This window comes from Halobacteriovorax sp. CON-3 (assembly GCF_043196995.1).
In the GTDB taxonomy this organism is placed as follows: domain Bacteria; phylum Bdellovibrionota; class Bacteriovoracia; order Bacteriovoracales; family Bacteriovoracaceae; genus Halobacteriovorax_A.
Genome location: NZ_JBEBNA010000001.1, coordinates 1 through 24,947 on the forward strand (window position 1 = coordinate 1; position 24,947 = coordinate 24,947).

General features: G+C 36.3%; 28 protein-coding genes. 15 read left to right on the forward strand and 13 right to left on the reverse strand.

Translation table 11 applies throughout. The features are described from left to right. Window positions 1-181: 181 nt before the first annotated feature. Both ABMA72_RS00005 and ABMA72_RS00010 read right to left on the reverse strand, forming a co-directional pair. Window positions 182-1,192 carry a glycosyltransferase family 9 protein gene (locus ABMA72_RS00005; protein ID WP_392860234.1) on the reverse strand — a complete coding sequence of 337 codons (1,011 nt, stop codon included), beginning with the start codon at window positions 1,190-1,192 and terminating at the stop codon, window positions 182-184. An 80-nt stretch (window positions 1,193-1,272) separates the two neighbouring features. Continuing rightward, the gene (locus ABMA72_RS00010) at window positions 1,273-2,310 is read right to left on the reverse strand and encodes a porin (RefSeq protein ID WP_392860235.1); all 1,038 of its coding nucleotides are present in this window, start codon (window positions 2,308-2,310) and stop codon (window positions 1,273-1,275) included. 121 nt (window positions 2,311-2,431) lie between these two features. Here ABMA72_RS00010 and rimM point away from each other — a divergent pair, with 121 nt between their 5' ends. The 7 genes from rimM to ABMA72_RS00045 all read left to right on the forward strand — a co-directional run bounded on the left by rimM (window position 2,432) and on the right by ABMA72_RS00045 (window position 6,219). Then, a complete protein-coding gene (gene rimM, locus ABMA72_RS00015; protein WP_392860237.1) occupies window positions 2,432-2,965 on the forward strand; it encodes a ribosome maturation factor RimM in 534 nt (177 codons plus the stop codon). After that, window positions 2,965-3,687: a tRNA (guanosine(37)-N1)-methyltransferase TrmD gene (gene trmD, locus ABMA72_RS00020; protein ID WP_392860239.1), complete on the forward strand. Its 723-nt coding sequence runs from the start codon at window positions 2,965-2,967 to the stop codon at window positions 3,685-3,687. Before rimM ends, trmD begins: the two co-directional genes overlap by 1 nt. 13 nt (window positions 3,688-3,700) lie before the next feature. Continuing rightward, window positions 3,701-4,282 (forward strand): RNA methyltransferase, encoded by a 582-nt coding sequence (locus ABMA72_RS00025; RefSeq protein ID WP_392912032.1) that lies wholly within the window; start codon window positions 3,701-3,703, stop codon window positions 4,280-4,282. Window positions 4,283-4,349: 67 nt separating this feature from the next. Beyond that, on the forward strand, window positions 4,350-4,712 hold the full coding sequence (gene rplS, locus ABMA72_RS00030) for a 50S ribosomal protein L19 (protein WP_392860242.1): 363 nt from the start codon (window positions 4,350-4,352) through the stop codon (window positions 4,710-4,712). Between the two features lie 61 nt (window positions 4,713-4,773). Next, complete coding sequence (locus ABMA72_RS00035; protein WP_392860244.1) at window positions 4,774-5,436, forward strand: ribonuclease HII; 663 nt, start codon at window positions 4,774-4,776, stop codon at window positions 5,434-5,436. Then, the gene (locus ABMA72_RS00040) at window positions 5,414-5,701 is read left to right on the forward strand and encodes a hypothetical protein (RefSeq protein WP_392860245.1); all 288 of its coding nucleotides are present in this window, start codon (window positions 5,414-5,416) and stop codon (window positions 5,699-5,701) included. The genes ABMA72_RS00035 and ABMA72_RS00040 overlap by 23 nt, the downstream gene beginning before the upstream one ends. Before the next feature lie 47 nt (window positions 5,702-5,748). Then, entirely contained in the window at window positions 5,749-6,219 is a 471-nt protein-coding gene (locus ABMA72_RS00045) for a hypothetical protein (RefSeq protein ID WP_392860247.1), read from the forward strand. Here the strand turns inward: ABMA72_RS00045 and ABMA72_RS00050 are convergent. Next, window positions 6,210-6,593: an STAS domain-containing protein gene (locus tag ABMA72_RS00050; protein WP_392860249.1), complete on the reverse strand. Its 384-nt coding sequence runs from the start codon at window positions 6,591-6,593 to the stop codon at window positions 6,210-6,212. The two genes, ABMA72_RS00045 and ABMA72_RS00050, sit on opposite strands and share 10 nt — an antisense overlap. A 131-nt stretch (window positions 6,594-6,724) precedes the next feature. On the opposite strand from ABMA72_RS00050, the gene rsmI reads away from it, so the two are divergent. The 8 genes from rsmI to ABMA72_RS00090 all read left to right on the forward strand — a co-directional run bounded on the left by rsmI (window position 6,725) and on the right by ABMA72_RS00090 (window position 14,846). Then, window positions 6,725-7,543: a 16S rRNA (cytidine(1402)-2'-O)-methyltransferase gene (rsmI, locus tag ABMA72_RS00055; protein ID WP_393055334.1), complete on the forward strand. Its 819-nt coding sequence runs from the start codon at window positions 6,725-6,727 to the stop codon at window positions 7,541-7,543. Between the two features lie 73 nt (window positions 7,544-7,616). Further along, the gene (locus ABMA72_RS00060; protein WP_393055337.1) at window positions 7,617-8,384 is read left to right on the forward strand and encodes an MBL fold metallo-hydrolase; all 768 of its coding nucleotides are present in this window, start codon (window positions 7,617-7,619) and stop codon (window positions 8,382-8,384) included. A gap of 46 nt (window positions 8,385-8,430) precedes the next feature. Beyond that, the gene (locus tag ABMA72_RS00065) at window positions 8,431-9,702 is read left to right on the forward strand and encodes a hypothetical protein (protein WP_393055340.1); all 1,272 of its coding nucleotides are present in this window, start codon (window positions 8,431-8,433) and stop codon (window positions 9,700-9,702) included. Beyond that, window positions 9,638-12,049: an LPS-assembly protein LptD gene (locus ABMA72_RS00070; protein WP_392860256.1), complete on the forward strand. Its 2,412-nt coding sequence runs from the start codon at window positions 9,638-9,640 to the stop codon at window positions 12,047-12,049. Before ABMA72_RS00065 ends, ABMA72_RS00070 begins: the two co-directional genes overlap by 65 nt. After that, window positions 12,046-12,678 (forward strand): aminodeoxychorismate/anthranilate synthase component II, encoded by a 633-nt coding sequence (locus ABMA72_RS00075; protein ID WP_393055343.1) that lies wholly within the window; start codon window positions 12,046-12,048, stop codon window positions 12,676-12,678. Before ABMA72_RS00070 ends, ABMA72_RS00075 begins: the two co-directional genes overlap by 4 nt. A 10-nt stretch (window positions 12,679-12,688) precedes the next feature. Beyond that, a complete protein-coding gene (locus ABMA72_RS00080; RefSeq protein WP_393055346.1) occupies window positions 12,689-13,354 on the forward strand; it encodes a hypothetical protein in 666 nt (221 codons plus the stop codon). A gap of 24 nt (window positions 13,355-13,378) precedes the next feature. Beyond that, the gene (surE, locus tag ABMA72_RS00085; RefSeq protein ID WP_392860260.1) at window positions 13,379-14,137 is read left to right on the forward strand and encodes a 5'/3'-nucleotidase SurE; all 759 of its coding nucleotides are present in this window, start codon (window positions 13,379-13,381) and stop codon (window positions 14,135-14,137) included. A 55-nt stretch (window positions 14,138-14,192) separates the two neighbouring features. Further along, complete coding sequence (locus ABMA72_RS00090; RefSeq protein WP_392860261.1) at window positions 14,193-14,846, forward strand: M23 family metallopeptidase; 654 nt, start codon at window positions 14,193-14,195, stop codon at window positions 14,844-14,846. Here the strand turns inward: ABMA72_RS00090 and ABMA72_RS00095 are convergent. The 10 genes from ABMA72_RS00095 to ABMA72_RS00140 all read right to left on the reverse strand — a co-directional run bounded on the left by ABMA72_RS00095 (window position 14,823) and on the right by ABMA72_RS00140 (window position 24,918). Continuing rightward, window positions 14,823-15,416 (reverse strand): exonuclease domain-containing protein, encoded by a 594-nt coding sequence (locus ABMA72_RS00095; RefSeq protein ID WP_392860262.1) that lies wholly within the window; start codon window positions 15,414-15,416, stop codon window positions 14,823-14,825. The two genes, ABMA72_RS00090 and ABMA72_RS00095, sit on opposite strands and share 24 nt — an antisense overlap. A gap of 20 nt (window positions 15,417-15,436) precedes the next feature. After that, a complete protein-coding gene (locus ABMA72_RS00100; protein WP_392860263.1) occupies window positions 15,437-15,679 on the reverse strand; it encodes a hypothetical protein in 243 nt (80 codons plus the stop codon). Further along, window positions 15,670-16,869, reverse strand: coding sequence for a hypothetical protein (locus tag ABMA72_RS00105; protein ID WP_392860265.1), 1,200 nt, complete (start codon window positions 16,867-16,869; stop codon window positions 15,670-15,672). The genes ABMA72_RS00100 and ABMA72_RS00105 overlap by 10 nt, the downstream gene beginning before the upstream one ends. 1 nt (window position 16,870) lies before the next feature. After that, window positions 16,871-17,218, reverse strand: coding sequence for a hypothetical protein (locus ABMA72_RS00110; protein ID WP_392860267.1), 348 nt, complete (start codon window positions 17,216-17,218; stop codon window positions 16,871-16,873). Between the two features lie 195 nt (window positions 17,219-17,413). Further along, window positions 17,414-18,040 (reverse strand): 3-oxoacid CoA-transferase subunit B, encoded by a 627-nt coding sequence (locus tag ABMA72_RS00115; protein WP_393055349.1) that lies wholly within the window; start codon window positions 18,038-18,040, stop codon window positions 17,414-17,416. Between the two features lie 2 nt (window positions 18,041-18,042). Further along, a complete protein-coding gene (locus ABMA72_RS00120; protein WP_392860270.1) occupies window positions 18,043-18,738 on the reverse strand; it encodes a CoA transferase subunit A in 696 nt (231 codons plus the stop codon). Beyond that, entirely contained in the window at window positions 18,728-19,936 is a 1,209-nt protein-coding gene (locus tag ABMA72_RS00125; RefSeq protein WP_393055351.1) for an aminotransferase class III-fold pyridoxal phosphate-dependent enzyme, read from the reverse strand. Before ABMA72_RS00125 ends, ABMA72_RS00120 begins: the two co-directional genes overlap by 11 nt. A gap of 26 nt (window positions 19,937-19,962) precedes the next feature. Beyond that, window positions 19,963-21,045, reverse strand: a complete 1,083-nt coding sequence (locus tag ABMA72_RS00130; protein ID WP_392860273.1) for a C45 family autoproteolytic acyltransferase/hydolase — start codon at window positions 21,043-21,045, stop codon at window positions 19,963-19,965. Continuing rightward, on the reverse strand, window positions 21,045-23,903 hold the full coding sequence (locus ABMA72_RS00135) for an aminotransferase class III-fold pyridoxal phosphate-dependent enzyme (RefSeq protein WP_393055354.1): 2,859 nt from the start codon (window positions 23,901-23,903) through the stop codon (window positions 21,045-21,047). Before ABMA72_RS00135 ends, ABMA72_RS00130 begins: the two co-directional genes overlap by 1 nt. 25 nt (window positions 23,904-23,928) lie before the next feature. Further along, the gene (locus ABMA72_RS00140) at window positions 23,929-24,918 is read right to left on the reverse strand and encodes a D-alanine--D-alanine ligase (protein ID WP_393055357.1); all 990 of its coding nucleotides are present in this window, start codon (window positions 24,916-24,918) and stop codon (window positions 23,929-23,931) included. Window positions 24,919-24,947: the final 29 nt, after the last annotated feature.

Here is a 24,947-nt window from a genome sequence, read left to right on the forward strand (position 1 = left end):
GCCCGCTTGCGCCGAAGGTAGTGCCAGGGTAACTTGGTGTGAGACTAGGAAGATGCACCTTCTATATAAAAAGCCAGGTCAATGATCTGGCTTTTTTTTTGCCTTTTTTTAAGATTAAATTTCATACGACATTACTGATCCTTGCTAAAAGGATTAATCATTTCTTTATATTCTGTATGAGTTATAGGATAGAAGTAATTTTTTCGAATACTTCTTCTACACTTATTAAGTTCATCATATCATCTTCTTTTACTCGAAAACGCCATGGAACTTCATTTGGAGACTTATGGAAGTACTTCTCTAGAGCTCTAGGATAAGCATTAACACAATTATCTATCTGTCCGAATGGTCCAGTGTACTCTGGAGGAACGGCCGTATAGAGACCTATTACTGGCCTACTTAGAGCTGCCGCCATATGGGCGGGACCTGAGTCCGGTGCGATAACTAGCTTTGATTTTAGAAATACATTCTTTAAACCATTTAAAGATGTTTTTCCGCAAAGATTAATTATGTTAGCTTTTGATTCTTTTTCAATGGAGTCACAAATATCCTTATCGCTTGGAATACCTGTCAGTACGACAGGAAGCTTTAATTTCTCTTCAATTTGATTTGTTAGCTCGATATAGCTTTTTGTTGGCCATGTTCTTTGTAGTGAAGATGCCTTCGGATGGATAACGATAAAGTTACTTGAAGGAAGTTGTGCAACCTCTTCTTTGGTATAAGGAAGGTTAAACTCAATTTCCTTTGAATCGATACCTAAGTAATCACTGAAACCAAGAAAAGCGTTAACAGAGTGTTCTTTTTTGAAAGGAATTGTTTCAGAGGTGAAGATCTTTTGGAGATCACGTCCTCTTTTTAAGTCAAAGCCAATCTTTCTTTTTGCTTTTATAAAAGGATAGATAAAGTTAATTCTTAAGTTTGCCTGTGTGCAAAGAAGTACATCAAAATTATAAGGAGCAAATACTCTTTTTAATTTGAAGTAATCCTTTAGCTTCTTTGGCTTATCTATTTTTATAAGCTCAATACCCTCAATACCTTCTATTAGAGGAGCAAAGGTATTGCTTGTAATATAATAGATCTTAGCATTTGGGTAAGCTTTACGAATGCGATTGAGCATTGGCAGAGTCCAAATAATGTCCCCAAGGGCCGAAGTTCGCATGATGGCAATTGAATTAATTTGATCAGATTTCATTTGGCTATTATAGTGATATTTTTTGAAAAAGAAAGGCCCACTTTTTAGTGGGCCTTAAAGTATTTAGCTAGTTTGAAAAATTAGAATTTTAGCTGAACACCAGCTGCTGCCATTGATGCATCATTTTGAGTTGCACCAGCATCAACTTCATATGTTAGGTAAGTAATATTGAAGTCAATATTCTTATTAAACATATATCTGTAGTGAGCTGCAATTTGAGTGTAGTCATTATTAAGATCTTTCTCGTCACGGTTTTGGTATGTCACTGTGAAAACATTTTTGTTTAGCATATAAGTGATACCAGCAAGGATACGATCGATTTCGTTATCAGCTGCAGTTGTATCATTATTTTCGATACTGTAACCAAGGTTGATTTTGAAGCTACCCATTCCAAGGTTTACACCTGCAAGAGTGTAGTTACTGTCTTCAGTTGCAGCACTTGCCCATTGGTCATAACCAGCGTAAAGGTCTAGATCAACCTTATCCATTTTTCTTTGGTATCTAACAAGACCTGAGTAGTGAGTGTCACCGTAGTTAGCTGTAGGGTCGTTGTCGTTACCATTTCCACGATCAGTTGAAAGAGCAATTGTAAGTCCACCCATGCTTGGTGTTTCATATGAGAACATATCTGTTCTTGCACGGTATCTGAAACCGAGTCCACCAGATGCAGCACCGTCAATTCTTGCACTTGTGTCAGAACCTGCCATTGAGGCTACAGTTGAGCTTAGTGGATCAGACTTAAGCATTACATAGTCAAGTGGAGTATATGTTTGACCCATTTTGAATGTACCAAATGATGTCTTTGCTCCAATTGCTGCTTGTCTCATTCTGATTCTGTAGTCATTACCAGCATTTCCTTTAGTTGAGTTAAGACCCATTTCTAGTACGTAAGTACCTTCAATTCCTTCAACTCCCCATTTTCCTTTTGCTCCAAGTCTAGACTCAGAAGAATCAACGTCAACAAAACCTGAAAAAGAAGTTCTGTTTGAGTTTTCGTTGTCAGTGTAAAGTGCAACTCTGTTTAATTTTCCATAAATTGTTGGCGCATCAATTGTTGCAGTCGCCGCGATTGTTGGAATTGCAACTAGAGAAGCTGCAACTGTCATTAGTTTTTTCATAATTCTCTCCATGAATAAATAATCTAATATAAATATTAAAACGATAGCTAATAAAAATGGCAAGTTAAATACCTGAAAAATATAATGATGATTTAATGAAGAGGTCATGGTATAAGGCAACATGAAGAAAAATTTAGAAAATATGGTTTTACTTGGTACAGCAACTAGGCCCCATGGAATTAAGGGAGCGTTTGTATTTAACCTTGAAAATAAGGTTAATAGCGTTCTTGGAAATGGCTCGACGTTTATGGCCATGCCTCTAAGTGGAAGTAAAATTAGTAAAGATGGTGAAGAAAAAGAAATTAAGACAATTTCTTTTGGTAATAAAGTCATCGCATACTTGAGTGGTGTTGATAATCGCAATATTACTGAAGAGATGCTTCCTTTTGAAATCTATGTTAGCCGCGATATTTTTCCAGACATTGAAGATGAAGACGAGTTCTACATGTCCGATATTGTGGGTTTAGATGTCTATGACCTAGAAAAGGAAGATATTGTGGGCAAGGTTGTGAAGTACTTTGATAATGGTGCCCATATTGTTCTTGTTACGAAAGTGAATGGAAAGCATGTGGATATCCCATTTGTTGATCATTTTGTTAAATTAGTTAATTTAGAAGAGAATCGTGTGGAGTGCTACATTCCACATCTAATGTAATGAAAAAAGTTTGGGTTTTAACATTATTTCCACAGTTCTTCGCCGCCTTCAAAGATAGTGGTGTAATTGGTAAGTTTCTGGGAAATGAAGTTGAGTTTAATACGCTTTATCTAGGTGACTTTTCACCAAAAAGTTTTAAAGGCGTTGATGGTGCTCCATATGGTGGAGGCCCAGGTATGGTGATTCGCGCTGATGTATTAGAGCGTGGAATTAATCATATTCTAGAGACTCAGTCCCTTGATAAGTCTCAGTTAGAGATTATTTATACTTCTCCTCGTGGGGATGTTTTTGATAATGAAGAAGCAAAAGAATTGGCCAAAGGCTTTCAACAGAATAATAAGCAATATGTTTTTATCTGTGGCCGCTATGAGGGGATTGATGAGCGCTTCATCTCTCAATATGTAACAAAAGTGATCTCGCTAGGGGACTATGTTCTATCTGGTGGAGAGTTGGCCGTTATGACTATCGTTGACGCCATGATGAGGTTCTTACCAAAAGCGCTTGGTAATGAAGATAGTGCGATTCTTGATTCTTTTGAGGATGGGCTTATTGAAGGACCGGTTTATACGAGACCGGCCGAGTTTAATGACGAAAGAGTCCCTGACGTTTTATTAGAGGGAAATCATAAGTTGATTGATGAGTTTAATCACAGTAAAAAGTTAGAATATACAAAGAAGTATAGGCCTGATTTATACAAGGCCTATATGAGAAATAAAGATTAAGGATATACTAAAGATGAAAGATAATATTTATCTGGGCCTAGTACACCACCCAATTAAAAATAAGAGAGATGATATTGTTACGACTTCTGTAACAAATCTTGATATTCACGATATTGCTAGAAGCTGTCGTACATTTGGAATTAAGAATTACTTTATTGTGACGCCTCTTGAGGCCCAACATAAGTTAGTTAATCGAATCCTTGGTCACTGGGAAGAGGATGATGCTGGTGTTTATAATCCTGATCGTCAGGATGCACTCGCTATTGCACGTCTCGTAAATTCAGTAGAAGAAGGGATTAATAAAATCAAGGAGATAGAAGGCGTTGAGCCTTTAGTTTGTGTTACTGGAGCGAATTTTGATTCAAATAACGGTGTAGAAACTGACCTGATCAATAATGCGCGCCTTGACAAAAAGCCTATCTTCCTGTTATTTGGTACAGGATGGGGTCTTCACGCACAAGTACTCGAACGGGCACATTTCGCGCTTGAGCCAATTTTTGGTGGAAGTGCAGATGGATATAATCACTTGTCTGTTCGCTCGGCAGTTGCCATCTATTTAGATCGACTGAATAGTGCCTCTGAGACTTTGAAATAGAATTTGCTTAAGAACAACACTGTGTTGGTCCTCTGAGAAGTTCAAAACGTTATTGTAGGAGTTCGTAATGAATTTAGTAGACGTTGTAAATGAAAATTACAAGAACGCAAATGTAGAGTCTTTCCCAACTTTTAAAACTGGGGATACTGTTGCTGTTCACGCAAGAATCACTGAAGGTCAAAAATCTCGTATTCAGATTTTCCAAGGTGTAGTTATTGCAATGAAAGAAGAAGGTAAACTATCTGGTCACTTCAGAGTTAGAAAAGTTTCTTCTGGAATTGGTGTTGAAAGGGTATTCCCATTTCACTCACCAAACGTAGAAAAGATTGAGATCGTTCAAAGAGGTAAATCTAGAAGATCTAAGCTTTACTACCTTAGAGATCGTTCAGGTAAATCTGCACGTATCGCAATTGACTACGATAGAAAGTAATTTAAAAAACTATTTAAGTCATAAAGAGGCCCGCTTTATAGTGGGCCTTCTTTTTTAAGCTATGTTTGAAAATCAATTTATTACAGATCACGAATTTATCTTAGCAACTGATGAAGTTGGTAGAGGTCCTCTTGCTGGACCTGTTGTTACTTGTGCAATAAAAGTACAGGTCACAAAATTAGACACTCTAATTGAAGCTCTTAATTCATTAGGAGTAACAGACTCTAAGAAATTAACACTTAAGAAAATGGAAAGTATTCTTGATCAATTAGGTATTCAAAAATTTTTGAAAAATAATGAGCATGATCTATTTGAATACAGTGTTGAGAAAGTTACGCCCAAGAAAATTGATGAGCTTAATATTTTTCAGGCAAGCTTACTAGGGATGAAAAAAAGTTGTCACAATCTTCTTTGCGATTCAAAGTCTGTTGTTCTAGTAGATGGAAAGTTTCCATTCTCTTCTAAGAAAATTAAAGATATTCATCCAATCATTAAAGGTGACTCAAAGTCGTCACTTATAGGCCTGGCCTCAATCATTGCAAAAGTATGTCGTGATCATATTATGATTAAAGAAGCTAAGAAGTATCCTCATTACGGATTTGAAAAAAATGCTGGATATCCTACGGCCGTTCATCGCAATGCCATCGCAGAATATGGTATTACCCCGATTCATCGTAAATCATTTAAAGGGGTAAAAGAATTTGTCACACCAGAAAATTGCTAAGGGGATATCGCTCGAAATTGAGAAGTCTCGTATTGTACACCGCGAATCAGTTCCTCTTTTAATTTGTCCGACGATGTTGCGCCGTCTTGGGTGTGGCCAAGTCGATATTGCTGGAATCTACAAGTATAATGGAGAGTACTTAATTAGAGTTTTTGAAGTGAAATCCAGTGGCTTTATGTCCCATTCTCAGAAGCAAAGATTGTTAAATAGTGCTCACTTTATTTCTTCTTATTTTGAAATATCGTGCACAGTGTCGCTAGTTTGAACAACATTTACCTTGCATCGAACGAGGCCTTCTTTTACAATTTTCATATGGTTAAAAAATTATTCTTAATTACTCTTTTTATTTCAACAACTTTTACAAGCTTTCAAGCTAAAGCAGACATGGATCCTCGTGTGAAAATTGTCGCTTTAAATGCAGGATATGGAACTGTTGGTGGGGCACTACTTGGAACTGCCGCAATGGCATTCGGTTCTTCTGGTCGCTCTGTTGCCATTGGTGCATCTCTTGGACTTTATGCTGGTTTAATCTTTGGCGGCTATATTGTTGGAAGTCATGAGTATAGAAAGAATAATCGTATGCAACCAAGTCAGGAAAATTACTATTATCCTGATACAAACGATAGTCCTTATCAGGATTCGCGCTTTCAAGGCGGTGGGTACAATTATCAAGGATCAATTAATCAGGATGGCTTTTCTTTAGAAGGCCCGGCCGAAATTGGTTTTAAACAAGAACGCCCAGGCCAAGATTTTTATGTGAATCTTTTAAATTATCAGTTCTGAAAAGTACGTTTCTTCTGACCATAGAATTGTGAAAGTTCTGTATCGTCAGTTTCGAATTCGTTAATTAGGATTTCCATTGCATCAAAATTGTAGATCTTAAATACTTTTAAAAACTCTGGCGCAACATTAGAAAGTCTAACCTGATCACGTCTTTTGTTTAGGGCCTTAATTGTATCAACAAATACACCAATTCCAGACGAGCCTACAAAGTTAAGGGCCGTTAGGTCAAGAGTGATTAATGAAGTAGGGTGAGTGTTAGTGATTGACGCTAACTCCTGCTTAAGAGGGATGATATTTTCATAATCCATTCCACCTTCGATATGAACAGTGATATTTCCTGTTGAATCTGTACGTACTCTTGCTTGCATTGTCATTTAAACTCCTTCTTCTACAAAATAACAGCATCTGATATTTATTGTAACGCATGGCGCATTAAGATTTTAGATGGAAGTTATTTCTTATGTAAGTTATAAATAAAGGGAATCATTAAAAATTAGGATTAAGCTTGAAACTAACACTTGTAACAACACCAATAGGAAACCTTGGGGATATAACTGAGAATATGCGTCAGGCATTTTGTAGTTGTGATCTTGTTCTTGCTGAAGATACTCGTGTTTTTCGCTCTCTCTTATCAAAATTAGAAATTGAGCGTTCAGATTTGAAAGTTGTTTCATTCAACGATCACTCTCAAGATAGTCTTCCTTATTTTCTTGGGCTGATTAAGTCAGCACAAATGCCAATTCTTGTTTCAGATGCAGGTAGTCCGATCATCTCTGATCCGGGACATATTTTAGTAAAAGAGCTTATTAAAGAAGGTGGAGAAGTAACATCTGTTGCAGGGCCAAGTGCTGTTACTGTAGCTCTTGAGTTAAGTGGGATGGCGCCAAATCCATTTTGCTTTTATGGCTTCCTACCACGAAAGAAAGGTGAGATTTCATCAAAGTTTCAGCAAGCTTATCAAGCAAATGTAACGTCTCTCTTTTTTGAATCTCCTCATCGTGTTCATGGAACTCTCGAGCAATTATCGCAAGAATTTCCTGAAGCTCAGGTCAGTGTTTGTCGTGAACTAACAAAGAAGTTTGAAGAGTGTGTTCGTTTTTATGCTAAGGACTTTAAACAAGAGATGGTCAATGCAAAAGGAGAGTTTGTTCTTGTTATCTCATGGCCTAAGTTAGAAGGGGCCAATACTGCTTCAAATGAAGAGTTTGAGAAGTTGGCACAGAACTATCTTGGCAAGCAGACCCCAAAAAACCTTGCAAAATTACTGGCAAAAATTACTAATCGAAAGACGCAAGATATTTATCAAGAGCTTACTTCTAAATAATCCTTTTTTTCCAGTGTCTTATTACTAGTAAAAATTTCTAATCCAAGTTAAAATTAAATAAATTGGAGTTAGAATGATCGTTAAAGTCATTGGAGGCCACGGTGGGGTCTCTCCACAGTGTCGAGCAACATCGTACTTAGTGGATGATAAATTATTAATTGATGCAGGATCTGTTGCAACAGGTATAAGTGTAAAAGAACAAACAGAGATAGATAATATTCTTATTTCACATTCTCATCTTGATCATATTTCTGACTTGGCCTTTCTGGCCGATAATTGTTTTGGTTTAAAAGATAATCCTTTCTATATTTGGACTTCGAAAGAGGTACAATCAAATATTCAAAAGCATCTACTTAATGATGAGATTTGGCCGGACTTTACAAAACTTCCAACCGAAAGTGATCCTACTTTAAAGTTTTCAAATATTGAAAGTGGAGAAACAAAGAAGGTTGGAGAATATACTGTTCATGCAGTCAAAGTGAATCACTTTGCTGGCTCACTTGGTTTTATTATTGAAAAGGGTGACAGTGCCATTATCTTTACACAGGATACTGGCCCAACAGATGCGATTTGGGAAAAGGCCAAGACCATTAATAATATTAAAGCGATCTTCTCAGAAGTGAGCTTTCCTAATTCATACCATCAGCTAGCGACAGATAGTCGTCATCATACTGCTGAGACTATGGGCCTTGAAATCAAAAAGATGCCTAAGGATATTCCTATTTACTTAGGGCACCTAAAGCCAAATTACTTAGATCAGCTAACGAAAGAAATTGATGCTATTAATGGAGATGGACGAATTAATATTCTGGCCTCGGAAAATAAGGCCTATAAGTTTTAAGAGATTTTTATAGTCAAAAATTTCTTTTCGTGAGATATCTCTTGCCGTGAAAAATACAGATACTTCCAATTGTCAAAAACTAGAAGGCGCGTTTTTAGCACGTCTAACACAACTATGTGGTAAGGAGAGTTTTAGACCAAAGCTTGATCACATTAGAGACTTTCTTATTCATGATAGACGTGTCATTGAGTCGCGATCTAAGGTTATTATAGTTGGTGGGACAAATGGAAAGGGTGAGACTTGCCATGGCTTAAGCCACCTTTATCAAAGAGCAGGTTATACGAGCTGTTTGTGGACTTCTCCTCATGTTCTTTCAATCACTGAACGATTTAAATTAAATGAAAGTAATATTTCAATAGAAGATTTAACTGAATTACTTAATGAGCACGAAGAAGTTATTAGAGATCTTAAACTCTCTTTTTACGAGGCCTTATTTGTTCTCTTTATAAAATTTGCTCTTAAGCATAAAACTGATTTTGTCATTCTCGAAGTTGGCCTCGGTGGCCGCTTTGATGCAACAAATATTTTTACAAGGCCCATTGCTGCGATAACTTCTATCGGCCTAGACCATACGGAGATCTTAGGTAGTACTTTAAAAGAAATTTTATTTGAGAAATATGGTATTACACGCATGGGTGGAAAGTTGTTTGAAAATGTAGAGCAAACTTTCCTAAAAGATATTCTATCTCAATGGTGTGGACGTGATGATATTACTTTAACTTCTGTCACACAAAATAAGGACTTACCTTATTTTGAGAAGAATAGACAAATGGCCATAGCTCTTTATCAGGAGTCGACAGGGCAAAAGCTTGATGAAGAAATTACCTCTACTATTCAATGGCCACTTACTCCTGGTCGCTGGGATCGTATGAGTGTTGATGGCAGAGACTTTGTTTTTGTTGGAGCTCATAATCAACTAGGACATAAAGAGTTATTAAAAAGTATTTCAGATTGCCAAGGACAAGAGACATATGATGTTCTCATGAGTTTTTCTTCAGGAAGAGAAGCTCAGATAAAATCAACTTTGAAGCTATACGAAACTTATCCTTGTGTTATTAAGTCCGTTAATATTTTGAGCTATGAGCACGAAAGGGCCCTTAGTAAAGAAACACTTCAACAAAACTTAAAGACAGGCACAAAAGTGTATGAATTGCACAATTTTCTCGATACAATATTAAGTACTAATGAGGAAATTGACGCAAAAAAACAATCAAATATCGAATCACTTAGATCTGGTTCCAACAAAATACTTGTTGTGGGCTCTTATTACTTTATCGCTTGTATGCAAAAGTATCTTCGTTCTAAGTATTCAAACTAATACCTATGCAGACACTCCAAAGGTTTTGGCCTTTGGTGAAAATGATGAAGTCCAAATTCTTTCAGATAAAGCTTATCGTAAAAGTAGTGATAACTCATATGAGGCACATGGTAATGTTATTATCAAACTTGGAAATGATACGATCTACGGTGAAAAGGCGAGTATCTCTCTAGCGACAAAAATCGGAAAGATCTGGGGGAATGTTCGTTATGCCGGCCCTAAGTTCAATCTCTATGGAACACAAATTTCATACTCTCTACAAAAGGCAGAGTTCTCTGTTAAAAATGCCAAACTAGTTGATGAAAACTTTGTTTTAAGAGGTAAGGAAATTGTTCGCCATGATAGTGGTGTTTTTAAGGCCATTGAAGCTGAGTTTACAACTTGTAAGGACTGTCCTGAGTCATGGAGTATTCAAGGTCAAGAAGTAACAGTTGTCCCGGATGACTATATTAGCCTGAAGCATGCTTTTGTAAAAATTAATGGTGTAATCATTGTTTATATTCCATATGTTTCTCTACCAATCAGAAAGGTCAGAGAGTCAGGACTTTTATTTCCAACGATCGGCCTTGACTTTGATGAAGGCTTTTATTTCAAGCAACCAATCTTTTGGGCCATCAATGATAATAGTGATGCTACTTTTTCTCCTACTGTCTTTGGAAAACGTGGAAATGGATTAGCTGTTGAGTATCGAAATACTCTTGGAAAATATTCTAATATTGAGTTTGATGGAAAAACTGTAAATGATAAAATATGGCAACCTGGAAAGCTAGACCTTGAGCCTAGTGGAGAGGATGAGATCAGAGGCGCTTATAAGCTTAATTACTTCTACCATCCAAATAATAAGTTATCTTTCTGGGCCAACTCAACATACCTAACAGATCTTGATATTCAAAGTGACTATGAAGAGTATTTTGAAAAAAATATTTATATGGGAAGTGAGAAGGGTTCACGTCTTTCTACTGACTATATGGGTGATTCTGTTATTGCAAACTTATACTCAAGCTTTATGAGCAATAGTATCTTTAGTGATCCTGAAGGCTTTGATACTGATTATGTTCAAAATACTGCAAGGCTTGGTGTTGGTCATAGGCCATTTAATATCTTCAATTCGAAAGGCATTCTTTCTAAAATTAACTTTTATCAAAATTTGAAGTTTGACTATTTCAAACAAGATGTTGTGAATGAAAACTTATATTATAGAAATATTCAGCGCTTTGATTATAATCCATCTTTAGAGTTTGTCCTTAGGCCTATCTCACACATTAATATAAAAATGGAATCAGGCCTTGATGCTCAATACTATGTTCTGCCAACTGAAAATACTGAAAAACAGAATGGATACAAATACGGAAATTACGTTAATACATCAATGTGGGTGGATATTGAGAAAGTTTATGGCCGAGCTTATATCCAAGAAGAGATTGTTAAACCAGTTCTTATTGAAGATACAGAGAGAAACTTAATCGCTAAAATCCCTCGCTCAGAAAGTGAAGAGTTAGATGTTAGAAAATTATATCGTTCTTCTTATAAGCATAGTCTTAAGTTTGGCCTTAATCACTTTTATTATAATGCTCAAAAGTATCGTGGTAATGAAAAGCTAGGTGACCAATTCGCTCTACTTGAGGATAATGGACGTTTTGATGAAAGGGATATTATTAGAGGTCGAAATAATACACTTCAAGATGTATCAACACGTACTGACTTACCAGAGTCTAATACGATTGAATTAGTATTTAATAATAATATATTGAAAAAAACACCTAAGCCTAATTATCAGATGTTTAAGAATTTCAATTATCAACTTGATAATTATGAATATTCAAAAATTGCATACTTTAATATTTCACAAGGTTTAATCCTTGAAGATAATGATGATTCTACGACAGATACAAGTGAGCGATTAACAAGACTTGCAATCTTAAGTGGACTAAACCTTAATAACTTTTCATTAAATCTTTCTGAGTATTACTTCCACACGGAGAGTAAGCATATCACTTCATTAAGTATGAGACACGATCTAAGAAGATTTCAGTATGAACTAGGGTTTAATTACGACTCATTCTCTGAAGATCGTCGCTACTTCACGATTGATGTGGACTTTGAATTGAATGATATCTTTTCATTTAGAACAGGTTACTATTACGACTTTGAACTTGAAAGAGTTTATGAGTCCTACCTTGGTACTCGATATAATCCTTTAAATAATTGTTGGGTATTTGATATTGAGTATAGGCAAAAAGATGAGTTTGTTAATAATAAGCTAAATCTCGATCAGTCGATTTCGTTAAAAATTCTTATTAACTATAATGCTAAGAATTTTGACTCTGTCTTTGGGGTAACTCTGTGAAGCTAGTCTTTATCGACTTTGAAGATAGTTTTACAAATAATATACTCTCTTACTTTAATGATTTTGACTTTGATATCGAAGTTATTAATTTTCGTAAGCTTTCGCTTTCAAACATCACTCATTCTCTAAAAAATAATCTAGTTGTTCTTGGCCCAGGCCCTGGCCACCCTGATGAGTATTTAAAACTGTTTAGTGATGCTGAGATTGATTTTAAAGCTGAGCTTGAAAAAGCAAGACGTCTTGTCGGCATATGCCTTGGGCATCAAATAATTCTTCATTTGTTTGATGAGTTAAAAGTTGTAAGAAGTTCTAAACCGATGCATGGACAAGCTGTCGAGATGGAGTTAGGAGAGAACTCAATTTTATTTGATTGCTTTAGTGAAGTTGATAGGGAAGTTCTCATGAGGGCCAAGCTTCAGCGATACAACTCTTTAACATTGCAGATTAGTAGTGGAGAGTATGAGTCTGGTAAATGGGAAAGTGAAACGCAGCTGGTTTTTGATAAAAATCATGAATTATTAATGGCATATAGGCCTAATCATTTTCTAACAATGCAGTTTCATCCAGAATCTGTAGGGACTTCATGCAATAATATCCTCTTTCAAGCAATGAATAAGTTTTTCATGTAGAATTATTAAGATGAGATTTGTACTTGAAGGTATATACGACAAAAGAGGATTTAAATTTGCCAATGAAATGGCAAAGGGAGCCTATGGTTTTGACTTTAGGCCAAGAAGTTTTAACTTCATCCAAGGTTATGTCGTTGAAGAGCTTTTAAGAGAGTCTCTACTTAAGCTTGAAGATATTGTTGAGCTTCATTTTGAAAACGATTCTCCAATCGTTATAGATTCAGTGATTGAACAAGTCTCAAAAATACATCCTAATATTAGAGTAAACTATGGCCAAAGTGGACTGCACACTAAGGAAGAATTAGAGAGGGCAGGTAGGCCATTTTCTATTATTTTTGATATTACAGATTCCCAAGTTTATGAAAAGATTCAATCTCACTTATGCCAAAGTGTTGTTTTCTCATATGAAGATATTCATCGTATGTCAGATCAGGGCCAGCTTAATGCCTTTATCGTGAATTTCTATACAAAAGTGATGGCCACTAAGAATGAGAAGTTTGAGTTAGGTGTTAAGTTAAATTGGAACTCAAATCTTTCAATTGGAATTATTGAGCAACTTGATCCTGACTATCTTAAGTATGAGATCTCGTCACAAGTTGAACGATGTTACCGTAATATCGATGTCCCTAAGCTATCAGAATACTTTGGTGCTACGATAAAGGCCCTTGCTATTTAATAGCTTTTGATGAATAAATAATCTATGAATATTTTACTCTCAAACGATGATGGATACTCTGCTGAAGGAATTCAGTGTCTTTACGAAAGCCTAAAAGATATTGCCAATGTTGCTATTGTTGCTCCAGATAAAGAGCGCTCAGCGACTTCTCAGGCCCTTACACTTCACGATCCAATTAGAGTCGAAAAAATAAATGACTATACATTTAGTTGTAATGGTTACCCTGCAGATAGCGTTTTAATTGGAATTAATTCTGTTTTAGATTTTAGGCCAGACCTTGTTATTTCAGGAATTAACCATGGTGCTAACCTAGGACAAGATATCTATTATTCTGGAACTGTTGGTGCTGCAAGGCAGGCCGTATTTCAAGGAATTAGGGCCATTGCTGTTTCAACAGTAATGAGATCAAGTGATGAGGTTAGACACTTTCAAACGGCCGCTGAGATCGTTAGAAACCTAGTAAAAGATAAGTCCGATACTCTTTTAGAGATGCCAGAGTGCTCGCTGTTAAATATTAATGTACCAAATGTGTCGGCCAATGAGGTCGGTGAAATCGTTTGGACAACTCCTCAAATGAGAAGATACAGTGAGGAAGTGTATGAAAGGGTAGATCAAATGGGGCGCCAGTATTTTTGGATTGGTGGATCGCCTTTAGAGATTGATCCTGACACGACTTCAGATCACCACGCCATCATGAACGGAAATATTTCGTTTTCTTTCCTAAACCTTTTGAATTTTTCGTCCGATGTATTCCATGAATGGGCGGCAAAAATTTCCAAATAACTTTAATTAGTTGATTGAATTTGTCCTCATTTGCGATTTAAACGAATGAGGACAAATGAAGAAGTCATTGCTATTTCTTGCGACATTACTGACGATACTTAGTTGTACGACCCTTAAAAATGGCCGCTATATTAAGCTAACGGATAATTATAATGCTGAGAAACTGGCAGATATTTTTAATATTCCACAATGGCAAATTGAAGAGTTCAATAAGGGTGCCGCATTTAAGAAGGGTGATACAATCTTTCTACCGTATAAGAATGGAATTCTTTATAATCGAGTTGAAGGTAGAACAATCTCTTCAATAAATTATCAAAAACTTCGCAAGAGCTCTCGTTTTCTTTGGCCGGTACCTTCATCTAATCGTGTCACATCTGGCTATGGACATCGCTGGGGAAGACCTCATGAGGGCATTGATATTGCCGCCCGCAAGGGAACCTATATTGTTTCAGCAGATGCAGGTGTTGTTGTCTTCAGTGGACGAAAGTCTGGTTACGGGAATATTACTGTTGTTTCACATGTTGGTGGTTTTTTTACGATCTATGCCCATAACCATAAAAATTACACAAGAAAAGGTCAAAAAGTTGCTCGTGGCCAGGTGATTGCAGCAGTAGGTAATACTGGGAAATCAACAGGTGACCACTTACATTTCGAAATTAGACACGACTCTAAGGCCTTTGACCCATTAGAGTTTTTTCACAAGCACTAGATCTAATAACTTAAAGTACATAAGTGCTGTGTTAACTGCATCTTCGAGTGCTGTATGGGCAACATCTCCCATATTTAAAAATTTCATAAGCTTAGAACCCGATTCGCATTCAGCAGGAATTAATTCCATATCAATTAGGCCGTAAGCAATACATGAGAGATCGAGTTGACGGTGTTCGAAGTATTTTCTCATAAAATCCCAACCAAGATCTCGAGTCATGAATGGAAGGTCTATTGCACTCATGGACTTACCAAATAATGTAATTTTCTTATTTCCAAAGTACTCTTTAACTTCTTCAGACTCAAAGTAGTTAATAAGTTCTTGTTTGAAGCTTTCAAGGGAAAGGCCTTCTGCATGAGCTTTTTCGATCAATTCTTTATTGTGATCAATGACCCATTGATTTAAGTTAGGCTTGAGCTCTTCAAAGCTAGGGCACTTTATATAGAAGTGTTTTTTGAGTTCTTTATTTATTGTTTTTGTTTTTGCACAAAAGGGAACCATTGCAAACTCGATGATTAAGTCTTTTTCTTCTAATCCAGTTGCTTCAATATCAAATGATAAATAACGCATAGTTTTTCCCTTTTTAAAGTTTATAAATATGAAATAGTAATAATTGAATTATACTTTTGAATGATATCTTTGACTAGTAGGCCACAAGCTAATAAGTCATCATTAATAATACAAAGCCTACAGATTTCCTCTCCGTCACAACTTGAGGCCACCGGTATTTCTTTGCTTCTTAAGAACTCAAGAATTGTTAAGTTCATGTCAGTTTCATCAACTGATAATGTCCAAGACTTTTGTGAGGCCTTACCGATTAGTGTTACTTGCACGTAAGTTGACCATTTCTAGGATCTTTGTAAGTACTTAATCCATTATTAAGCTCAAGTATCGTAAGGTTTCCAAGTGCTGGTGTATAGTATTGAGCAGTGCCTTGCTCATTTTGTGTCACTCCATAGATTTCCGAGATTGTTCTTTTAGGATTTTGAAGGACAAGTGACCTTTTTGTATTCATATAGTCTTGAGCATTTGCAACCTGTGGGAAGTTATTAATAAGCTCAGTTAAGACTTGAGCATTATAAGTAATACCATTCATTAAAAGAAGGTACCTTCTTCCTTGGTAGTACTCACTGATACATAGGGCAGTGTAATTATCATTTTCAAAATTAGATAAAAGAACATCACCAATCGAACTACCAATTTCAGGAAGGGAGCTTGTCACACCAATAACGTAGTTATTCTTATCTTTGTAATGAGAGAATGTATTATAGTATGACTTCTTAGGTCTTTTTAGAATCGCCATTTTTGAGTCGTGTAATTTAGAGTCAAATGAGCAGCTATAATTTCCTCTTCTAAAGAGATAATTGGAATTGTAACTACTGATACTATTATGATCTTTTGCATACTTTGTTAATTTGTTAAGTCTTTTTAAGTAGCTAAGTCTTGCAAATAGCTCGTTTTCTCGAACTCCTTGGGCCCCGCGAAAATATAATCTCTTAAGGTCTTTGTTTTTGAAAAGTTCTGCCTGATTATCCTTAATATATTGCTCTAGTGATTTTGAGGCATAGACATATTCACTCAAGTTTCTCTCAATTAGTCCAAGTCTTGATCTAATCGATAATGGTTTTTTATAAAACTTGGCCATTTGAGAAACAGCATTCATGAAGGCAAAGTCATTTTGCTTCTGTGGAATGCTATTGATAAAAAACTCTTTTCCTGCAACTTTTGCAATGAGTAGGGTATGAGAGTTTAATGTCGTCGCATGTGGTGCGAAGTAAAGTTGCGATAGAGTAAAGTTTAATATTTGATTACGATAACTAGAGTTACTAGATTTTGAACTAATGAGCTTGGTTACTTCTTGTTCATTTTTTTCATTATCTAATAGAATATTATTTTTCTTTTCAACAATTGGGCAAGTGTGGTTGATACTTTGTGAAGTATTCAGTTTCTTTTCAACTTCAGAGCAACTAGCAAGTGCAGTCATTGCTAGTAGTAGCAATATCAAATTTTTAAATTTATTCATTTTAAGCTTTGTAATTATCATCTTTATGAAACTCTTCATTCTCTTCGTAATAAATTTCAAGTTCTGAATCATTACTTCCAATATTATTTGAATTAAATGAATCATTAAGCTCTTGTATTACTTTCGTTACAGCTTTTTGTTTTCCAAGGATCTCGACAATGATCCAAAGACCTTTCTCATTAACTGCTGTGTGGGTGATATTATACGCCATTTCTTTTGAGTTTAAGAATTGAGTTACCTGATCAAATGCTTTTTCTTGATATGGTGTCGTTCTGGCCGGTGGAGAAGGAATAAAATACGTAAAAGTTTGTTTGTTATTTGGCGCTTTATTCCTGTTGAAAATACTCATCTATTCCCCGTAAGTTTTTGTGATTACGTTTAATTATAAACGTCCTTATTGTTAAATGGAAATGTTTACCCATTTATTTTTTTTCTGCTTTTTTCATTATTGTGCGTTATAATTTAATTGATCGACAGGATGTCGTAGCAAGAGATAGGCATGAAGCCGAAAAAATGGAGGGCCAGTTGCAGGGCCCTCTTTTTTTTATTCAAAAATCTCGTTATCAAAATTCTTATTCAAATCTTTAATCGTCATTCCATCTGCTAAATTTAAAACTTTAAACTTTCCGTTTTCAACTTTAAAACTTCCGCATTCAGTTACAACATAATCAACAACACTTTTTCCCGTAAGGGGTAGGCTACACTGTGGTAAAAGTTTTGGTTCACCAGTTTTGCTGAAGTGTCTCATCATAACAATGATATTCTTTGCACCGTTAACTAGATCCATGGCACCACCCATACCTGTTATTTTCTTGCCAGGGATCTTCCAATTGGCAAGAGAGCCTTGTGTATCAACTTCCATTCCCCCAAGGACACAGAAGTCGATATGGCCTCCTCTGATCATTCCAAAGCTCATGGAGCTATCAAAGAAGCTGGCACCTTTTTCAACTGTAATAGTTTCCTTACCTGCATTAATTAATGTTGCCGATACTTCTGATTCTGTTGGATTATCTCCAACCCCAAGAACGCCATTTTCACTATGAATGATATAGCTATGATTCTTTGGAAGTTGTGATGGAATTATTGTCGGTAGACCAATTCCTAAGTTTATTGTTGAATTCTCTTTGAAGAGAGTCGTTACTTCTTTTGCCATTTGTTCTTTTGTCCACATGATTAAGACTCCCTCGTTTTTAAGAACTCAATAGCATTCTCATAATTAGTACCTTGATAAACACGTTGAACAAAGACTCCTGGAATATGGACGTCTTCTGGCCTTATATCACCGAGTTCGACGATCTCTTCAACTTCGACAATTGTTGTCTTTGCGGCCATCGCCATAAGAGGAGAGAAGTTACGTGCAGTTTCTTTAAACCAAAGATTTCCATATGGATCAGCTTTTTGTGCCTTGATAATTGCAAAGTCTGCATGAAGTGCTTCTTCTAGGATACAAGGGCGATCAAACTCTTTTACTTCTTTTCCTTCTGCAACTTCGGTTCCATAACCTGTCGGTGTGTAGAAAGCACGAATTCCCATTCCTGCAGCTCTAATTCTTTCACTCAGAGTTCCTTGTGGTACTAGCTCAATTTCAATCTCGTTAGCAAACATGGCCGCCTCAAGATCGGGATTACCTCCCACATAAGAACAGAATCCTTTTGAAATCATTTTCTTTTTTAAAAGTTTTACAAGCCCTCGACCAGAGTTCCCAATATTATTTGAGATGACCTTTAAGTCATTTAGGTCCATCTGAGCTAATTGGTTAATTGAATTTTCTGGTATTCCACAAAGGCCAAAGCCTCCGCTCATGATTGTTGAGCCGCTTGCTACATCCTTAAGGGCCTCTTGGGCACTTGGAAATATCTTACTGTACATGTGAGTCCTCGATTATTTTTAATAATTTGTTTAAACATTTTTCTAACTCAAGAGGAGAGTAGTTTAAGTATGGACAAAGAATAAGGGATCGCTTCGTCATATTAATAAAGATGCCATTATCCATTAGCTTATTCCATAATTGGTTACTTTCAATAATATTATCATCAAGGTCGATGGCCATAAGAAGGCCAATATGCCTGACTCCAGAGAACGACTTTGAATTATCTATCTTCTGTTTAAATGTATTTAATAACTGAAAGTTCTCTTCCCTTATTTTAATAAATTTTTCATCTTCAATTAAAGTTAGAACTTCATCAAGTATACGTAGTCCAATTGGATGGCCCGCATTTGTTAGTCCACAACTTAGTGTGTTTTCATCAAAGAATGATGCATTGTCCTCACTGACAAAGACTGCTCCAAATGGAAAAAATCCACCTGAGATATTCTTTGCAAGTGTAATAAAGTCAGGCCTTAGATTTTTAAAGTTTTGGAAGCCAAAGTTAGTCATTGTACGTCCAAAACCACAGACAACTTCGTCTAGGATTAGTTTTATCCCTGTTTCCTGACAAAGCTTGGAAAGTTCATCATAATAACTTTGCGGTGGGATAAAAACACCGTTTCCACCTGTTATAACTTCAAGGCAGATTGCTGCAATATTAGCGCTTCCAATTTCCTTTATTACTTCTCTTGTTTCATTTAAGTCCGGGTCATTAAAGAAATTAGGAATGAATGCATGAAAGTTTGAAGGAATACCGGCACCATCGCGGCGCCAATCACCTGTAAGAGCTAAGGCCCCTAGAGTTGCACCATGGTATGATGTTTCACATGAGAGAATGAATTGTCTCCCTGTAATTTGTCTTGCCATTTTTATGGCATTCTCATTTGATTCTGCTCCCGAAGTTGTATAAAAAATTCGCCCGTCAATTCCAATAGAATTTAGAAGTTTTTGAGATACTGAGCTTTTTAAACTGTATTGGCACTTAGGGATGGCCATTGGCATCGCTTGGATTTGATCGATCATAGCACTTTCTATTTGCTTATTTCGAGTACCAAATGATTGGTGGTAACTACCAGAGGAAAGGTCATAAATCTTCTTTCCTTCAGTCGTGAGGTAGCCCCATTCAAAAGTTTTGTGGATGTCGATTTTCTTGGCCTGATTTTGTTTTGTCCATGTGTGAAAAAAAGGTAGGTGGGCCATAAACTCTCACTTTAAAATCTAATTTTTCATAAAATTAGGGGTAGATGAATTTCTACATATTCAAAATTTTTGTCATATTTTTTGCAGCCTCTCCATGCCTTAAATACTTGAGTCTGATAATTAAATAATGCCCCTCCGCATGTCTGAGATGGATCCTTTGCTCCTTCTGGTGCAAAGTGAGAACAAATTGATAGGGGATGGCCGTCGTGGGACATTAGTAGCTTCATAACTGAAGCTTCATCACTTATCTCATTCTTGTATTTACTAACCAGATCAAACCTTGCATGAGTGGTTTTACTAATATTATTTTGGTCTTCGACTGTTTTTACCTTTTCACCAAGACAATGGTTTGTATGAAAGATTAAACCTTTTGGATTAGAATTTAATATTTCTTTTTGGCCTGGAGTAATTTCATAATTATAGGCAGACTTACCATCACTAATTAAATAATTATGTCCTGAAGTGATAGGTGCTTCCATAAGAAGTTTACCAATTTCTTCTAATTTGCTCTGTTGGGCCACTTTTCTAATAAGTGCAGGCCAGATGATTCCATTTACACCATCAACGACATTAATATTATTAACGCCAATGAATTGTCCGTGATTATTTACTGCCATTAACCCTAGGCATCCACAAACAGTATAAATTAGCTGACGTGTGCCTTTGTTCTCATCAACGATATCAATAAGCATGAGATAGTTTTTCGCACTTTGATGCATATCCCATGTCTGAGCAGCAATACTATTTGTCTCATCAATATAAGAGACTGATGTACAACCCTCATCTTGATTCTCATAATCTAACTGAATGTCTCTAAAGTCTGTATAATTATTGAGAATGATAATATCTCTAACTGATGTTTCACTCCCTTTAGCTATACCTTCGATTTCTTGTGCGAGGGCCGCATCAAACTTCATTGTTTCTTCAAATTGAATTTGTGCAAACTCATCGAGCTTATCTTTTAAGTGAGGAGATCTTTTTAATAAAAGGTTTGTGCGAATTTCGACTAATTCTTTAATTGCCTCTTTAAAAGTTTCACCATGCTTCAGCCCATTTTCATATGGGCCACTAGCATCGTACTTAAATATTGGTAGATTTAAATCTGTCATTAACATGTAAAATACCACTTCTTACTTGTTTGGTTACCAAAAATATTTGGCGCTTTTAAAGCGAAACTGTAAGAAGAGTCATTGATAATTTTAAACTCTTTGCTTGTCTGTGCCGGTGACTTTAGGTAGGCCACTGCTTGAGAAAGAGCGTAAGCATCACCATCCCATGTTGAGATCATCATCAATGGCCTTGATTCATAGACTTCTTCTTGAAGCATACAGATACCAATCTGTCCCGCAATATGGATATAGCTAGCATCAGGAATAATTCCATGTTCTTTTGAAAACAGCTTCTTTTTACTGTGGAAGTATACACTTTCATTAAAGACAACTTTAGTTCCATTGTCGTGTGCAATTTTTATAACTTCCTTAAGTTCGTCGTGAGAGAAATTAACGAGAAGATCACCAATGAACACCGCTAAGTACTCTTTTGAGGAAAGTTTTTCTTTTAGTTGTCCAAGAGTATCAACCTTTGAATTTGGGTAGAAGTCTAAGACACCAGAAAGAGTAGCTGACATAAAGCTTTGCTTACCAAAGTAGTCATGATTAAAAGAGATTACCTTTGTTCTTTGTTTTTGATTCTTAATTAAGATTGATTTGAAGATTTTTTCAACGCATTCACTATGTCCACTTGCTGTAAAGAAGTGCTGTAACTCTTTTGGCACAACTCCTTTAAATTCTTTTAGATTTGCCATAAAGCTTTCATCAATAAAGTTTGATAGACATACCTTGTTTACAAGTGTTGGCATGCTCTCGAAAGAGGCCGTATTTAAAATAGGAGAAGTTGAATATTTCAAATCTTCATTTTTCCATTTTAGATTTTGACGGTAAATGATGACGTCACGATGTTCTTCATCATCAAGATAATTTTCTTTAAGTCTCATCTCAATAATTGCACCAAGAGAGCAGTTAATAGCAAGCATTGCTCCTGCATGGATGTCACGATTTCTTCCGTAGATATAGTCATTCCCATACGCACTTGCTAGGAGAGTAAGTGCATACTTTAAGTATTTCCCCATCCCTTGAGATTGCTCCATATTTACGATTGTCGTATCTAACATGTAGAGAGTATTTGAGTTGTCAAAATACTTAACAAGGCGAAGTCCACTTTCGTGAGGGAAGTGCGATATTTTACCTGCAAAAGAGATTCCTACTAATTGCTTTGTTTCACTTAATAGAGCAATTGCAATTGAGTCCTTACAGTGAGCGATCTTTTTAAACTTTTCAATGCTTGTTTGTCTCGTCGGTTCGTAAGTATGACGTTGAATTTCTTCGATTTTATGTTTGTAATAATCGAAGTTTTCACCGTCAATTTTAATGAGTTCTAAATTGAATTCTTTACTAAAGAACTCTTGAGCGAAGTTAAATGCATCTTTGTCTTGTACGTCTCCTTTGAAGGCTTCAACAAGTTTACTATGCCAAAGGTATTCATTTGGAGAATTAACTTTTGTTTTAGGGGTATACTTAAGATCAGTTGATTCACCTTTATAGACTCGATTAGCAATTTCATTGATTGCATCAAAAAGATAGTCAATATCTTCATTTGTCCAGGCAGTGTTAAGTCTGAAACGTAACGTATTATCTCCCGCCTGATAATAGAGTAGACCCAGATCAAAGCGGTTTGAAATAAACGGAGCAATGTCTTTTGAGTCTGATAAGTCAAAAGCAAAGGCCACTCCAAAACATCTAGGAGAAGAAAGTTGATCCCACTTGCTTACAAGTTCTGAGAGCTTCTTTCTAGTGTACTCTTCAATTGTTGCGATTTTATAACGTAATTGATCAATAGCAATCGCTTGATAGTAACCTCTGATAACTGAGGATGTTTGAAATTCATTATTTTCCCAACATGGAGCTTCTGTCAGAACAATTCCACTTTGGGCCTTCTTAGCACAAGTAATATATTCTGGATTTATCTGGTTCCCTTGTGAATCTTTTAGGTCAAATGTTCTGTGCCAAAAGAAATCACGCCCAAGGCCAAAGCCTGTTTGAACTTCGTCATAGATAACTGACACTTTGTATGATTTCACAAGTAAGTTAAGCGCCACGTGAAAGCGATTTGTTGAATAGCGATCACCACCTTCACATTGCATTGGCTCTACTAGAATTGCAAAGTGTGTATTTTCTTTAAGAACTTCATGTAGCTGTCTTAAAGATGCAATTTCTGATCTCAATAGTTCATCCGCATTTTTTTCAAAATCAGCAAGCTTTGCTTCAAAGTTTTGTGCAAAAGGATTTTCCCATAGTTTTGTCCATTCTGAATCGATTTCAATCAAGAATTGATCACTTTTGGTTTCTGGGTATTTTATAAATGTTGTTTCGTGTCCTTCAATTTGATACGGCTCACGCTTACTTGGGTTCCAAGTTGAAAAAAGAGTTGAAAGAAAGCGTCCGTGGAAGCTACCTTCAAATGCAATGATTTGGTTTGCAGCTGTGTGGGCCCTCTTTTTATAGGCCATAATCAGGGCAACTTCATTTGCTTCTGCTCCTGAGTTAACAAAGACAGGTGTTAGCCTATTATTTGACGCCTTTTCTCTAAGGAGTTCTTTAAATGAGTCTGCAATTTCAATAAATGTTGAATCAAGATAATTACCGGTCCACGCACTTTCATGCATCGTCGTGCCAAAGAGTGCCGTCGCATTGAATCCAAGTCCTAGTGTTGCAATTTGTGAGGCAGCATCCAAAAGGAACTCGGGAGAGTTCTCGTCGCTTGTCTCCATCGCAAGGTATGGACCTTGAGAGAATTTGTGATGTGGAATATATTCTTTCTTCTCAGCTGAAGTAAAGTTATCCTTATACATTGTCGCAAGTTTCTCTTTTGCATGTTCGTGGCTATTTTTTGTGATTAAGTTGATTTCCATATCTGTAACCCTTGAATGTTTTTAATTATCTAACTTCTTTAAGTATCTTCTCTTTTAAAAAATCGCTAAATTTTAGTCCAGTGTTTTCTAGCATCTTCGGAAACATCGAAATACTAGTCATACCTGGGAATGTGTTGATTTCATTTAAATAGATATTGCCTTCACTTAAGAAGAAATCGATACGTGAAAGATGTCTTAGTTTGAGACACTTGAATGCAGTCTTTGCAATGATTTGCATTTGAGAGACTTGCTCATTTGTTAAGTTCGGCGCTTCAACAAATGTCTTGGCCTTTGATTGTTCGCTATATTTTTGATCGTAGTCATAGAACTCGTCACCTGCATTGACGATCTCTCCTGGCCTAGAAGCATGGAGGTTTCCATCTTGCTCGAATACGGCAATCTCTAACTCACGTCCTTTAAGTGTCCTTTCAATAAGTATGTCGTCACTATATTCTAAGGCCTTATTGATAGCATCAGTTAAGTCCTCTCTATTTGTAACGTGATAACAACCAACTGAAGAACCTTGACTTGCGGCCTTTATAAAAACGTCGTTATTTGATTTTTCGAAAAAGTCCACAACTTCACTTCGATCATAAGGTAGCTCTTTATGAATTGACATCCACTGCGTGTTTGGAATTCCTAAATGATCAAACCATAGCTTGGTTGTTACTTTGTTAAAGCAAATACTGCTCCCTTCATGACGAGGTCCAAAGTAGGGAAGTTTATGCATTTCTAAAAAGCATTGTATCTCTCCCGTTTCTCCAGGAGGGCCATGAATTACAGGAATGACATAATTGATATATGGCCTTTCGGTTGCTGTTTCTAAGATTTGTCCGTTTAGGCTTACTTTGTGACCGTTTAGAGTGAGGTCACCTGACTTTGTCATTTCAACGACAATAGGATTGAGTTCTTGGATGAGGGCCACTTGCTCTTTTACGAAAGCGGCCGAGCGAAGAGAAACCTCATGCTCAGTAGAGCCACCACCACATATGATTAAGATATTTTTCCTTTCCATGGAAACCTTCTTTTAAAAGTGAATATAAA